The organism is Micromonospora sp. SL1-18 (assembly GCF_047921505.1).
Taxonomy (GTDB): Bacteria; Actinomycetota; Actinomycetes; order Mycobacteriales; family Micromonosporaceae; genus Micromonospora.
The window spans coordinates 1-13,685 of record NZ_JBLROA010000103.1 but is presented as its reverse complement, the minus strand read 5'-3'; the positions used below and the strand labels follow the sequence as shown (position 1 = coordinate 13,685).

Below are 13,685 nucleotides of genomic sequence, written 5' to 3'. Positions count from 1 at the left end.
ATCTTGTGCCCCCTGTGTGCCCCACACTGCAAGGAGCCGGCGAAGGAAGGGCAGCCTCGCCCGGCGCTGCTCAACGGTTCCGCTGAGATACGCGATCGTCTCTCGACCGGGGCACCGGATCGGCCGGCGCGTCCTTATGCTCTGGCAGTGCACGCGCATGCTCCAATCATCGGTTCATCCCGGACGGCGCTGGTCGGGCTTGTGCTCGCCGCCCTGGCACTCACTGCCTGCGGGTCGCCATCCCCGGCGCCGGGCACCGGGTCCACCGCCACCGCCGGCTCAAAATGGCAGGATGTTTCAGGCACACCGGCACCGGCCGATACGTCCGGCCCCGCCACCCTCTGCACCTGGGCTGGTCAGGCCGCCGGCCAGTACGACCCCACCTACTGTCAGCGAGTAGTGGACGACGAGCTGGGCCGCAGCAAACTCAGCTCAAGGCAGCGAGCTGAGGCGGAGACCGCAGCCGAGGCCATCCGCGCGGCGCTGGACCGGATGAGGTTTGACTGTGCCCGGCCAGTCACCGAGGAGTGCGTGGCGGAGCAGGCCCGCCGGCGGATGTTTCCGGCCACGGACAGCCCGGAGCAGATGGCCGACCAGATCCGGCAGGCGCTCACCGCCGCCGGCTTCACCGACATTGTGGTACGACCGGCCGGGCCAGCGGATCCGGCACCACGGAACGCCATCGTCTACGCCGTACCCGCAGGCGCCGGTTGCGTAGTGGGCTGGGGCGGGCAGCAGCAAGTGCTCGGTGCCTTGCCGGGCGGCCAGTGCCTCGCCTGAACAGCCGTTCAACGACGAGACGGCGCGTCCATCGATCGGATACGCCCTCGGGCCTTGGTGGGAACGGCGGGATTCGAACCGACGACCCCTTGACCCCCAGGCAACCCACACGACTCGCTGACCTGCCACAGCATCAGGGCTCAGCTGGGGCAACCGTCCACCGTGGTCCGTGGACGTCCACCTCCGGTCCTACCCGTCGTCACCCAGATAGTCACCCAGCCCCGAGCGCAGGACTGGGCGAGGGCTGCTAGCGCGTCGCTGCGGCCGGGGTGGAGTCAGCGAGGAGCAGGAGGATTGCTCCCGCCACCTTTGGCCGCGATTCTCCCGGACAGTCAGACGAACTGACCAGACCATGATCAGTTTGCAACGTGGAAACAAGCCCGTCACGGCAGGTGAAGCGGTAACGGGTCTTCCGATCGTCCTCCCCTGCCAGTGCGGGGTCGGCCAGCAGGGTCTGGAGATCCCGGAGTTGAGTAGCGGTCAGCGCCCCGGATGTCGTCTTGCCGTCGCCAGCGCAGTCCCGGCACTCCCATCGGCCATCCGCCTCCACGTAGAGACTGCGGACAGGGCCATCTCCGAGTTTCTGTAGCAGGGCGACCCTCGACGGCGCGACGGTCGGCGATTGCTGGGGCGTGGCGGGGGTGTCCGTCGCGTCGGGCCGGGCGCGCCCTGTTTCCGCACAGCCTGCTATCGATAGCGCCAGTACACCCACGGCTGCCAGAGCCCGCGTACCTGACCATGTACGGCTGATCATTCCGAGTACCGTACTGCTTCCCGGCTTAGCTGTACCCAGCCGAACGGTCAGCTTGGGAATCGGATTGATCCACACGCTGGGTATCCGTGCGGACTGGAAACGAGCGCGGACCGTGCAGGCTGGGACTATCGGCGGGCCGGCGTTGGCTCATGTTGACCGCTGTATCGGGCACGCATCGGGCACGCCCAGGTGGGCCCACCGCTACAGTCGTTCGTCCGACTGCTGCGCCACGTCGCGCCGTCGCAGTTCGACACGTGTCAGCCACGCAAGCCCGCCGAGCGATGCAAGCAAGATCCAGCCGCCGGGATTCGTCGGGGCGATCACCAAGGCGGCGAGAGCGCCCACCGCACCGAATGCGCCAAAGAGCCACATCTTGCGGAGCGGCATCGCTCGAGGCGGCTGCGGCTCACGGTCAGCAGGCGCATTAGAGTCATCGGCAGTCATGCGCTGATCTTTGCTGTAGCCGTGTGCCTCGTCAACGCACGGAGCCGCCGAGAGCTCTTCGGTGTGAACGAGAAATCAGATTGGTCTGACCTGCTCTGATAGCCCCCTTGATCGGCCGAAACGGTCTACCAACGTCCATGCACGTCCGGGGCCGTGCTGTACCGTCGCCACTCGTTTCGTCACCCAACTGGCCAAGTCCGCTTGGAATCCACGTCGGTCTACACGGTGAGAGTCGCGCTTGTCGGGAGCTGCCATGCTGGGCTTGTGAACGTGCTTGAACCGTTGTTTCGCCGCCGGGCGCGTCGGAGCATGCGCCGCGCATATGCCAACCAGCTCCTGGCGCTGCACGCCTTCGCGGCCCGGCTGGACGCTGCGTACCCGGAGTTCAGGAAGACCGCGCGACAGGCATTCCATCAGACCGACGTCCTCCTGGACCTCAACCGAGCGCTATACACCCACGGTATCGGAGAGCCCTTTCAGCTTGTTCGCGACGAGGCATGGATCAAGCAAGTACGGGAGAAAGCCCAACGGCTTTCAGGCGGCGGCGATGGCCTTGCCGGTGTCCGTGAACCTCGTGGGCCCCGACCAAATGCCGGTGGCTCGGGCCGGGCGCGCGATCTACCAGAAGATCAAGGGTAATAAGCCCGTCGGCCATAGAGCCCAGACAGGATATGCCTCCGCCCGCACGGCAACCCACCTAGCCATCCCGTCTGCCGTCGACCCGCCCTCTGGGGAGCGGGCCGCCGCCCGGCCCGCCACGTCAAGCGGACCTTGACGGCTCGTACGGACGCTGGCGGGTCGGGCGGTGGTCTGCTCGGCTCGCCCGGGTCGACGGTGGGCGGGATGGCTCTCCGCAACCACCCACGGACCGTGATCCGCCGGCGGAGCCCGGCCATTGCCGACCAGTCGAAGGCGGCCTGACATGGCCCACATCGTCGACCGCTGGTACCGCGCCGTCGTCGGCCCCGACGGGAAGTCCCGCCAGGAACCGAAGCCGGAATGCGGACAGGGTATGCGCTACCGGGTCCGGTACATCGCCCCGGACGGCAAAGAGAAGTCGCAGTCGTTCCCCGACAAGAAGAAGCGCGAGGCACAGGCATTCCTCGCCAACGTCCAAGCCGACATCCTCAAAGGCACCTACGTCGATCCAGATGCGGGCCGCGTCACCTTCAAGCAATACGCGGACGAATGGCTCGCCGCCGCGACGACCGACGTTCTCACCCGCGACCGCATCGAGTACGAACTCCGGCTGCACGTGTACCCCGTGCTCGGCCATAAGGCGATGGCTTCCATCCAACCGGCCACGATCCGAGCGTGGGCGCGCGGGTTGCAGGAGAAAGGACTGTCCGCCGGCTACCGCCGGGTCCTGTTCAGCGACGTCTCGATGATCATGAACGCAGCGGTGGACGACAAGAAGATCGTCAGCAACCCGTTCTCGGCCAAGAGCATCCAACGCCCCCGGCAGGTTCCCAACAAGGTTCAGCCCTGGTCAATCGATCGGCTCACCGCGTTTCGGGCGAAGATGCCCGACCGCTACCGGGTCGCCGTGGACCTGGGCGCGGGCTGTGGATTGCGTCAGGGAGAGATTTTCGCCATTAGCCCTGATGACCTGGACGCTACCCGGCCAAGCCTCCACGTCATCCGTCAGATCAAGCTCGTTCGCGGCGCACTCATCTTCGCCCCGCCCAAAGGCGGCAAGACGCGAGAGGTTCCACTGCCCGACTCAGTAGCTCGCCGCCTGGACGACCATGCCAAGCAGTACGCGCCCGTAGAGGCCACCTTGCCCTGGGGAACTCCTACCGGCGACCTGACGACAGTCAAGCTCTACCTGACGACGACGGACGGCCTGCCACTCAGTCGATCGAAGTTCAACCCTGGTGTCTGGAAGCCCGCGATCCGCGCCACGGGCATCCCCAACGACCGGCGCAACGGGATGCACGTGCTGCGGCACACCTACGCCTCGGTTCTCCTGGACGCCGGGGAGAGCATCAAGGCGCTGTCGGCATATCTCGGCCACGCCGATCCCGGATTCACCTTGCGGACCTACACACACCTCCTGCCCAACAGCGAGGACCGCACCCGCCGGGCCATCGACAAGGCGTTCGGCGACGACCAGGCCGCCGATGACTGCCCGGATGCCGGTGACGGCCTGGAGACGGCATGATCATGGTGCAGCGGCCCTCAGAGGGGGTGGAAGTGCAGGTCAGAGCACTCGCCCCGATTATTTGGCGTTGAAGTAGCTCGCCTCCGGGTGGTGCACCACGATCGCGTCCGTGGCCTGCTCCGGCATCAGCTGGAACTCCTCCGACAGCTGCACCCCGATCCGCTCGGCGCCCAGCAGCTCCACGATCTTCGCCCGGTCCTCCAGGTCGGGGCAGGCCGGGTAGCCGAACGCGTACCGGCAGCCGCGGTAGTCGGTGCCCAGCAGGCCGGCCAGGTCCGCCGGGTCGTCGTCGGCCACCGTACGCCCGCCCGGCAGGGTCAGCTCGGACCGGATCCGCCGGTGCCAGTACTCGGCGAGGGCCTCGGTGAGCTGCACGGACAGGCCGTGCACCTCCAGATAGTCGCGGTATTCGTTGCCGGCGAACATCTTCGCCGTGTACTCGCTGATCGGCTGCCCGACCGTGACCAGTTGCAACGCCACCACGTCCAGCTCGTCGCCGCTGGGCCGGAAGAAGTCGGCCAAGCAGAGCCGCCGCTCCTGCCGCTGCCGTGGGAACGAGAACCGGGCCCGCTCGCTGTGCGCGTTCTCGTCCAGCACCACCAGGTCGTTGCCCTCGGCGTACGCCGGGAAGTAGCCGTATACCACGGCCGCCTCCAGGACCTGGTCGGCGATGAGCCGGTCCAGCCAGTACCGCAGCCGCGGCCGGCCCTCGGTCTCCACCAGTTCCTCGTACGACGGGCCCTTGCCGCCGCGGGCGCCACGCAGCCCCCACTGGCCGAGGAAGGTGGCCCGCTCGTCGAGCAGCGCCGCGTAGTCGGCCAGCGGCACCCCCTTGACCACCCGGGTGCCGAAGAACGGCGGGGTGGGTACCTCCACGTCGGTGGCCACGTCCGAGCGGACCGAGGCGTCGTCCAGCTCAGGCAGCGCCTCGCGCACCATGGCCCGCTGCCGCTCCCGCCGCTCCCGGCGGGCCGCCAGGGCCGCCTCCCGCTCCGGGTCGACCACCGGGGCGCCGCCCCGCTTGGCGGCCATCACCCGGTCCATCAGGGACAGCCCCTCGAAGGCGTCCCGGGCGTAGTGCACCTGCCCGGGGAACATCGACCGCAGGTCGTCCTCGACGTACGCCCGGGTCAGTGCCGCCCCACCGAGCAGCACCGGCCAGCGTTCCGCCACCCCGCGCGCGGCCATCTCGGCGAGGTTCTCCTTCATGATGACCGTGCTCTTGACCAGCAGCCCGGACATGCCGATCGCGTCGGCCCGGTGCTGCTCGGCCGCGTCGAGGATCACGTTGATCGGCTGCTTGATGCCGATGTTGACAACGTCGTACCCGTTGTTGGACAGGATGATGTCCACCAGGTTCTTGCCGATGTCGTGCACGTCGCCCTTGACGGTGGCGAGCACGATTCGCCCCTTGCCGTCGTCGTCGGTCTTCTCCATGTGCGGCTCCAGGTAGGCCACCGCGGTCTTCATCACCTCGGCGGACTGGAGCACGAACGGCAGCTGCATCTGGCCGGAGCCGAACAGCTCGCCGACCACCTTCATGCCGTCCAACAGCAGGTCGTTGATGATGGATAGCGCTGAGCGCCCCTCGGCCATGGCCGTGTCCAGGTCGGCCTCCAGGCCGTTGCGCTCGCCGTCGATGATCCGCCGCTTGAGCCGCTCGTCCAGCGGCAGCGCGGCCAACTCCTCGGCCCGGGTGGCGCGCGCCGACGCCGCGTCGACGCCCTCGAAGATCTCGATGAACCGCTGCACCGGGTCGTAGCCCTCGCGGCGGCGGTCGTAGATCAGGTCGAGGGCGATCTCGCGCTGCTCGTCGGGGATCTTCGACATCGGCAGGATCTTGCTGGCGTGCACGATCGCCGAGGTCAGCCCGGCCTGCGCGCACTCGTGCAGGAAGACCGAGTTGAGCACCTGCCGGGCGGCCGGGTTCAGGCCGAAGGAGATGTTGGAGACGCCCAGGGTGAAGTTGATCCCGGGGTAGCGGGTGGCGATCTCCCGGATCGCCTCGATCGTCTCGATCCCGTCGCGGCGGGTCTCCTCCTGGCCGGTGGCGATCGGGAAGGTCAACGCGTCGATGAGGATGTCCTCGCGGCGCAGCCCCCACCGGCCGGTCAGGTCCTCGATCAGCCGGCCCGCGACGCGTACCTTCCAGTCTCGGGTGCGGGCCTGGCCCTCCTCGTCGATGAGCAGGGCGACCACCGCGGCGCCGTGCTCCCGGACCACCGGCATCACCCGGGCGTAGCGGGAGCTCGGGCCGTCGCCGTCCTCGAAGTTCACCGAGTTGACCACGCAGCGCCCGCCGAGCATCTCCAGCCCGGCCTCGATCACCGCGGGCTCGGTGGAGTCCAGCATGATCGGCAGAGTGGAGGCGGTGGCGAACCGGCCGGCCAGCTCGCGCATGTCCGTGGTGCCGTCCCGGCCGACGTAGTCGACGCAGAGGTCGAGCAGGTGCGAGCCGTCGCGGGCCTGGCCGCGGGCGATCTCCACGCAGGCCTGCCAGTCGCCGGCGAGCATCGCCTCGCGGAATGCCTTGGAGCCGTTGGCGTTGGTCCGCTCCCCCACCATGAGGACGCTGGCGTCCTGGGCGAACGGCACATGGTGGTAGATGGACGCCACCCCCGCCTCGGACCGCGGCTCCCGGGCCACCGGCCGCACCCCACGCAGCCGCTCCACCAGCACCCGGATGTGCTCCGGCGTGCTGCCGCAGCAGCCACCCACCAGCGAGACGCCGTACTCGGCGACGAACTGCTCGAGCCCGTCGGCCATCTCCACCGGCGTCAGCGGGAAGTGTGCCCCCTCGGCGGTCAGCACGGGCAGCCCGGCGTTGGGCATCACCGACAGCGGAACCCGCGAGTGCCGGGACAGGTAGCGCAGGTGCTCGCTCATCTCGGCCGGGCCGGTCGAGCAGTTGAGGCCGATCAGATCCACGCCGAGCGGCTCGATCGCGGTCAGCGCCGCCCCGATCTCGCTGCCCAGCAGCATCGTGCCGGTGGTCTCGACGGTGACGTGGCAGATGATCGGGACCGGCCGGCCCAGCTCGGCCATCGCCCGCTTCGACCCGATCACCGCGGCCTTGACCTGGAGCAGGTCCTGGCAGGTCTCCACGATCAGCGCGTCCGAGCCGCCCTCGATCAGGCCGGCGGCGTTCTGCTGGTACGCGTCGCGCAGCGAGGCGTACGTGGCGTGCCCGAGGGTGGGCAGCTTGGTGCCGGGGCCGATCGAGCCGAGCACGAAGCGGGGCTGCTCCGGCGTGGCGTACGCGTCGGCGGCCTCCCGGGCCAGCCGCGCCCCCGCCTCGGACAGCTCCCGGATCCGCCCGGCGATGCCGTACTCGGCGAGGTTAGGCAGGTTGGCGCCGAACGTGTTCGTCTCGACGCAGTCCGCCCCCACGGCCAGGTACGCCTCGTGCACGCCGCGGACGACGTCCGGCCGGGTGACGTTGAGGATCTCGTTGCAGCCCTCAAGGCCGTCGAAGTCGTCCAGGGTCAGGTCGGCCGCCTGGAGCATCGTCCCCATCGCCCCGTCGGCGACGACGATCCGCTCGGCCAGCACATCGAGCAACGAAGTCCGCACAGAGTTCAGGTTAGTGCGACGAATCGGCGGCAGGTCAGCGCACCGCGCCCTTCCCACATACTGTGAGCGGCGGCACCAGCGCCATTCGTCCGGTTTGGCCGGGTGGTCCGCCGGGCGGACCGGCGCGGCCGACGAGCCGCGCCCGGCGCCGGCACGTAGGCTGGCGGACGTGAGGGACATCAGGGACGCGACCGTGCGACAGCTCCAGGTCGCGGCGCGGCGTCAGACCGGCCATCATTCGGTCCGGAGCGCCGTCCAACGGCGCGGAGGCCGAATTAAATGGCCGCCCGGCCTTCATTCGGTCCGGAGCGCCGTCCAACGGCGCGGAGGCCGAATTATGGCCGCCGGCCGAGCTGGAGTTGTCGCAGGCGGGCGGGTGCCCGGGCGGCGGCGGCCCGGCACCGCTCCCGACGAACGGGGTGGGGTGACGGCGTGACCGAGTTCGACGGGCTGCCGGTGCTGCGCTCGCCGGTCGCGATCGCGGCCTTCGAGGGCTGGAACGACGCCGCGGACGCCTCCACGGCGGCGGTGGAGCACCTGGAGCAGGTCTGGCAGGCTCGGCAGGTGGCCGAGCTGGACCCGGAGGACTTCTACGACTTCCAGGTGAGCCGGCCGACCATCACCATGGCCGACGGCGAGACCCGCCGGGTGGAGTGGCCGACCACCCGCTTCATGGTGGCCAGCCCGGCGGGCACCGAGCGGGACGTGGTGCTGATCCGCGGCATCGAGCCGAGCATGCGCTGGCGCACCTTCTGCGAGCAGGTCCTCGAGATCTGCCACAGCCTGGAGGTCGAGCGGGTGGTGCTGCTCGGCGCGCTGCTCGCGGACGTGCCGTACACCCGGCCGCTGCCGATCAGCGGCAGCGCGTCGGACGTCGACGCGGCCAAGCGCTACCAGCTCACCCCCACCCGCTACGACGGGCCGACCGGCATCGTCGGGGTGCTGCACGACGCCTGCACCCGGGCCGAGGTCGACGCGGTGTCGTTCTGGGTGCACGTGCCGCACTATGCCAACAACCCGCCCTGTCCCAAGGCCACCCTGGCGCTGCTGCACCGGGTCGAGGAGGTGCTCGACCTGCCGGTGCCGATGGCCGACTTGGCCGAGGAGGCGGCCGAGTGGGAGCGGCGGGTGCGCAGCGCCGCCGACCAGGACGCCGAGCTGGGCGAGTACGTCCGCGAACTGGAAGAGCGCGTCGGCGACGCCGGCATCACCCCGCTGACCGGGGACGAGATCGCCCAGGAGTTCGAGAAGTACCTGCGCCGCCGCGGCGGCTCCGCCGGCCCGACCGCCGGCTCCTGGTAGCCGCTGGCGTACTGGGCCCCGGAGCGTTCCGGGGCCCGGTTTTCGTGTCCGGGGTGGCGGGGATTACCTCCGCTACGGCATCCTAGGAACCTAGCTGTCATGAGGAGGCGGGCATGCAGATCAACCCGGGTGCGGCCGAATTCCCGCACCGGCAGATCGCCACGCAGCTCAAGGCCCAGGTGCGGCGCGGCGACTGGGGGCCGGGCGAGCGGCTGCCGTCCATCCCGGCCATCGCCGAGATGTTCGGCGTCGCGAAGCAGACCGTGCAGCGCGCCGTCGACCAGCTGCGGGTCGAGGGCATCCTGATCACCAAGCCCGGCTCCGGCACGTACGTCCGGGGCACCCGGCGCCGGCTCAACCGGCTCTCCCGCGGCCGATACGGCGGCTTCCGCGGCTACCACACGGACCTCGCCGCCCGGTACAAGCAGCAGCTCGTCTCCGTCGGCCGCGCCCCGGCCCCGCCCGAGGTGGCCGACGCGTTCGGCGTGCCCGACGGCACCGAACTGCTCTGCCGGCGGCACCTGGTCCGCACCGACGAATCACCGGTCGAGGTGGGCGCCTCCTGGTTCCTGCCGGCCGACACCGCCGGCACCTCCCTCGACCGGGCCGAGGCGTTCGGCCGCCCGCTCTACCAGGAGGCCGAAGAGGCCACCGGCCGCCGATACGCCACCGCTACCGACACGATCAGCGCCCGCCAGCCCAGCCGGGAGGAGGCGGAGATCCTCCAGATCCGGCCGGACACCCCGGTGCTGCACCTGCTGCACATCGCGTACGACGAGCGGCGCAAGCCGATCGAGGTCGCCCAGGCCACCTGGCCCGGCCCCATGACCACCCTCACCGAGGAGTACAAGATCCCCGCCCCCACCGCCGACCCCGACCCCGATCCCGGCCTCGTCCTGGGCTGACCGCCCTCGGGTGGCGTCGCCCGCGGATTCACGGAAAGAGTGGCTATCCGCGGCGAAATAGCCACTCTTTCCGTGAAAGGGCGCCCGCCGATGGCGGATGGGCTCGCCGGGCGGGAAGGGGGGTGGGTCAGAGGCGGATGCCGAGGAGGGCGTCGACGGTGTCCGCGAAGAGCTTCGGGGCGGCGGCGTCGTCGGCGACGCCGGCCAGGGCCTGCTCGGCCCAGACGTCGGCCACCGCCAGGGCGCCGGGAGTGTCGAGGTCGTCGGCGAGGCGGGCGCGTACCCCGGCGAGGAGCTCGTCGCCGGACGGGCCGGCCGGCACGGCGGCAGCCCGACGCCAGCGGGCCAGCCGCTGCTGCCCGGTGGCGAGCAGGTCGTCGGTCCAGGAGCGGTCGGTACGGTAGTGCCCGCTCATCAGGGCCAGCCGGACCGCCATCGGGTCCACCTGGTCGGCCCGCAGGCGGGAGACGAAGACCAGGTTGCCCTTGGACTTCGACATCTTCTCGCCGTTCAGGCCGATCATGCCGGCGTGCACGTAGTGGTCGGCGAACGGCGCCTGGCCGGTCAGCCGCTCGGCGTGCGCCGCCGAGCACTCGTGATGCGGGAAGAGCAGGTCGTTGCCACCGCCCTGCACGTCGATCCGGTCGCCGAGCAGGTTCAGCGCGATCACCGCGCACTCGATGTGCCAGCCGGGCCGCCCGGCGCCCAGCTCGCCGCCCGGCCAGGACGGTTCGCCCTCCCGGGCGCCGCGCCACAGCAGCGGGTCGAGCGGGTCGCGCTTGCCGGCCCGGTCCGGGTCGCCACCGCGCTCCGGGAAGATCTCCAGCATCTGCTGCCGGGACAGGTTGGACTCGTAGCCGAACGCCGGCGCGGCGGTGATGTCGAAGTAGACGTCGCCGGTGCCGTCGTCGAGCCGGTACGCCGCGCCCTCCTTGAGCAGCACAAGGATCTTCTCGGCGATGTCCGGGATGGACTCGATCGCCCCGACGTAGTGCGCCGGCGGAATCATCCGCAGCGCCTCCATGTCCTCCCGGAACAGGGCCGTCTCCCGCATGGCCAGGACCTTCCAGTCCTCGCCGTCGCGCTCGGCCCGCTCCAGCAGCGGGTCGTCGATGTCGGTGACGTTCTGCACGTACCGCACGGGCAGGCCGGTGTCCCGCCACATCCGCTGCACCAGATCAAAGGTGATCATGGTGGCGGCGTGCCCGAGGTGGGTCGCGTCGTACGGGGTGATGCCGCAGACGTACATCGAGGCGACCCCGTCCGGCTGGCTGGGGTGGACACCTTGCCGCGCCGCGTCGTACAACCTCAGTGGCTGGCCCCTGCCCGGCAGCCGTGGCACCTCGTGTCCTGCCCAAGACTCCATGACCGCCAGCCTAACGATCCGTCAGGCGCTCAGCTGCTGGGCCCGGAGTGATCAACACGACAGCAGGTCACATGGGCGGCCAGGGCATCGCCGGCCAGTCCTGCGGGGGCAGCGGGAACCGGCCGGTGCCACGCAGCCGGTCCACCCGGGCCTTCAGTTCGGCGATCTCGCCGACGGTCAGGTGCTCGGACAACTCATCGCCGAGCGGGCCGGCGAACTGCCCGGCGAGCCCGTCGAGCATCTCCACCGCGTCCGGCGGGAGCTGCCGGCCGCCCCAGCCCCACAGCACCGTACGCAGCTTGTCCTCGACGTGGAAGCAGACGCCGTGGTCCACCCCGTAGATCCGGTCGTGCGGGCCCACGATCACGTGGCCACCCTTGCGGTCGGCGTTGTTGAGCACCGCGTCGAGGACGGCGAGGCGGGCCAGGCGCGGGTCGTCGGCGTGGGCGAGGGCGTACGGGGTCCCGTCGTCGTCGCGGGCCGCGGCTACCGGGAACCAGCGCGGCGGCACCGCGGCGGCCGGCACGAACCCGACCAGCGGCTCGGTGTCGTCCGGCTCGTCGATCCAGAGCTGGCAGGAGCCGGGCCCGAACGGCCCGTCCCGCAGCACGGTCGGCGGCACCAGATCCCACCCGGTGGCCCGGGACACCAGGTACGCCGCGACCTCCCGGCCGGCGAGCGTACCGTTCGGAAAGTCCCAGAGCGGCCGCTCGCCCCGGACCGGCTTGTAGACGCAGCGGGCGGTCAGCCCGTCCAGGGTGAGGATCCCGCGCAGAGTCGTGTTGGAGGCGTCGACCAGCCGCCCCTCCAGGGCAAGCTCACCGTCGCAGAGCAGCCGTAGCGCGGCAGCGCCGTCCTGTCGGGGCTGAAGTTCCGACGAGGTCACCGGTGATAACCGTTGTGCCGCGGGCAGAGGTGGCCGGCCGGGTCCAGCGGCTGGCCGCAGAGCGGGCAGGGCGGGCGGCCGGCGTTCACCACGCGGCGGGCCCGCTCGATGAACGCACGGGTCGCCTCGGGAGTCAGCCGTACCCGGAGCCGGTCCAGGTCGTCGTCCGGCTCGTCCGGTACCTCGTCCTCATCGTCGTCGGCGCCGCCCAGCGCGACCTCGGCCTCCGTCTCACCGACGGCGATCGCCTCGATCACGACACTGGCGGTGTCCACGTCGAAGGCCAGGCCCAGGGTGCCGACCCGGAACTCCTCGTCGACCGGGATGTCCAGCGGGTCGTTGTCGCCGGCCGCGGCGGGCGCCTCGGGCAGCTGCACGCCGAACCGGCGCTGCGCCTCGGCGAGCAACTCCTCCAGCTTCTCGGCCAGCAGGGACACCTGGACCTTCTCCAGCGCGACGCTGACCAGCCGGCCACCGCCGCGCGCCTGGAGGAAGAACGTACGCTCCCCCGGCGGGCCGACGGTTCCGGCGACGAACCGCTCCGGCGGCTCGAAGGCGTGCACCTGGTGGGTCATACCCACGACCCTATCCGTAGGCTGGAGCCGCCGCGTAGCGCACCGACGCTGAATCCGCCCAGGGCGAAACGCCGGGGCCCACGGTGGCACTTCCCGGGCGTGGCGGACCGACTCATTGATTCACCTCAGTTCGCGACCGCGGGGCTCGCAAGACCGGCTCACTCCTCGCGCTCACGGGGCCACCCCCGCACCACCGCCCACGGCCGCGTCCGAATCCGACGTACGCGCCCCTCGACGGCGCCGCTTGCGCGGCGGTGGCACCAGCCCCGCGAGGTCGCCGCCGGTGTCGTTGAGCCGGACCAGGAACGGCCGCAGCGGCGTGTAGCGGATCGCCGTCACCGACGCCGGGTCCGCCACGATCCGCTGGAAAAGATCCAGGTGTACGCCGAGCGCGTCCGCCACGATCGCCTTGATCACATCACCGTGGCTGCACGCCAGCCAGACCGCCTCCGGCCCGTGCTCGGCGGTGACCCGTGCATCCCAGGAACGCACCGCGGCGATCGCCCGTGCCGACATCGCCGCCATCGACTCCCCGTCGGGAAAGGCGGCGGCGCTGGGATGCTGCTGGACCACCGGCCAGAGTGGCTCCTTGGCCAGCTTCTTCAGCGGCTGCCCCTCCCAGCTGCCGTACCCGCACTCGATCAACCTCTCCTCCACCACCGGCTCGGCCTGCGGCAGCGCCAGTTCCAGGGTCTGCCGGCAGCGGATCAGCGGGCTGGTCACCACCGCCGCCAGAGGCAGTCCGTTCAGCCGCTCGCCGACGGCCGTGGCCTGAGCACGGCCGGTCTCGTCCAACTCGACCGGCTGCCGGCCGGCCAGCCCGCCGTCCGCGTTCGCGGTGGTCCGGCCGTGTCGCAGAAGCAGAAGGGTCGCCACCCTGACCACCCTAAGGCGGTACGGCAGCCGGTGTGTCCCACCCGTGCGCGGTGCGCGGTG

10 protein-coding genes are annotated in these 13,685 nt (G+C 70.6%); 4 read left to right on the top strand and 6 right to left on the bottom strand.

The window, feature by feature from the left end; genetic code table 11:
• Positions 1-399: 399 nt before the first annotated feature.
• Entirely contained in the window at positions 400-780 is a 381-nt protein-coding gene (locus ACNAW0_RS28505) for a hypothetical protein (protein WP_416291119.1), read from the top strand.
• Between the two features lie 955 nt (positions 781-1,735).
• Here the strand turns inward: ACNAW0_RS28505 and ACNAW0_RS28500 are convergent.
• The gene (locus tag ACNAW0_RS28500) at positions 1,736-1,978 is read right to left on the bottom strand and encodes a hypothetical protein (RefSeq protein ID WP_416291118.1); all 243 of its coding nucleotides are present in this window, start codon (positions 1,976-1,978) and stop codon (positions 1,736-1,738) included.
• 922 nt (positions 1,979-2,900) lie between these two features.
• Between ACNAW0_RS28500 and ACNAW0_RS28495 the strand changes: the two genes are divergently transcribed.
• On the top strand, positions 2,901-4,142 hold the full coding sequence (locus tag ACNAW0_RS28495; protein WP_416291117.1) for a tyrosine-type recombinase/integrase: 1,242 nt from the start codon (positions 2,901-2,903) through the stop codon (positions 4,140-4,142).
• Between the two features lie 57 nt (positions 4,143-4,199).
• Here ACNAW0_RS28495 and metH read toward each other — a convergent pair whose 3' ends face one another.
• Complete coding sequence (gene metH, locus ACNAW0_RS28490; RefSeq protein ID WP_416291116.1) at positions 4,200-7,715, bottom strand: methionine synthase; 3,516 nt, start codon at positions 7,713-7,715, stop codon at positions 4,200-4,202.
• Between the two features lie 432 nt (positions 7,716-8,147).
• Here metH and ACNAW0_RS28485 point away from each other — a divergent pair, with 432 nt between their 5' ends.
• Positions 8,148-9,017, top strand: a complete 870-nt coding sequence (locus ACNAW0_RS28485; protein ID WP_416291115.1) for a PAC2 family protein — start codon at positions 8,148-8,150, stop codon at positions 9,015-9,017.
• A 113-nt stretch (positions 9,018-9,130) separates the two neighbouring features.
• Complete coding sequence (locus ACNAW0_RS28480) at positions 9,131-9,922, top strand: GntR family transcriptional regulator (protein WP_416291114.1); 792 nt, start codon at positions 9,131-9,133, stop codon at positions 9,920-9,922.
• A 127-nt stretch (positions 9,923-10,049) separates the two neighbouring features.
• Here ACNAW0_RS28480 and mshC read toward each other — a convergent pair whose 3' ends face one another.
• From mshC to ACNAW0_RS28460, 4 genes are all read right to left on the bottom strand, one after another.
• Positions 10,050-11,288, bottom strand: coding sequence for a cysteine--1-D-myo-inosityl 2-amino-2-deoxy-alpha-D-glucopyranoside ligase (gene mshC / locus ACNAW0_RS28475; RefSeq protein ID WP_416291113.1), 1,239 nt, complete (start codon positions 11,286-11,288; stop codon positions 10,050-10,052).
• A gap of 67 nt (positions 11,289-11,355) precedes the next feature.
• Positions 11,356-12,174 carry an SCO1664 family protein gene (locus tag ACNAW0_RS28470; RefSeq protein WP_416291112.1) on the bottom strand — a complete coding sequence of 273 codons (819 nt, stop codon included), beginning with the start codon at positions 12,172-12,174 and terminating at the stop codon, positions 11,356-11,358.
• The gene (locus tag ACNAW0_RS28465) at positions 12,171-12,749 is read right to left on the bottom strand and encodes a DUF3090 domain-containing protein (protein WP_416291111.1); all 579 of its coding nucleotides are present in this window, start codon (positions 12,747-12,749) and stop codon (positions 12,171-12,173) included. Before ACNAW0_RS28465 ends, ACNAW0_RS28470 begins: the two co-directional genes overlap by 4 nt.
• Positions 12,750-12,920: 171 nt before the next feature.
• On the bottom strand, positions 12,921-13,634 hold the full coding sequence (locus ACNAW0_RS28460; RefSeq protein ID WP_416291120.1) for a histidine phosphatase family protein: 714 nt from the start codon (positions 13,632-13,634) through the stop codon (positions 12,921-12,923).
• Positions 13,635-13,685 lie beyond the last annotated feature (51 nt).

Coding starts and splice junctions, on each gene's coding strand:
- ACNAW0_RS28500 (WP_416291118.1), bottom strand. CDS start 1,978: ATGACTGCCGATGACTCTAATGCGCCTGCTGACCGTGAGCCGCAGCCG.
- ACNAW0_RS28495 (WP_416291117.1), top strand. CDS start 2,901: ATGGCCCACATCGTCGACCGCTGGTACCGCGCCGTCGTCGGCCCCGAC.
- ACNAW0_RS28480 (WP_416291114.1), top strand. CDS start 9,131: ATGCAGATCAACCCGGGTGCGGCCGAATTCCCGCACCGGCAGATCGCC.
- mshC (WP_416291113.1), bottom strand. CDS start 11,288: ATGGAGTCTTGGGCAGGACACGAGGTGCCACGGCTGCCGGGCAGGGGC.
- ACNAW0_RS28465 (WP_416291111.1), bottom strand. CDS start 12,749: ATGACCCACCAGGTGCACGCCTTCGAGCCGCCGGAGCGGTTCGTCGCC.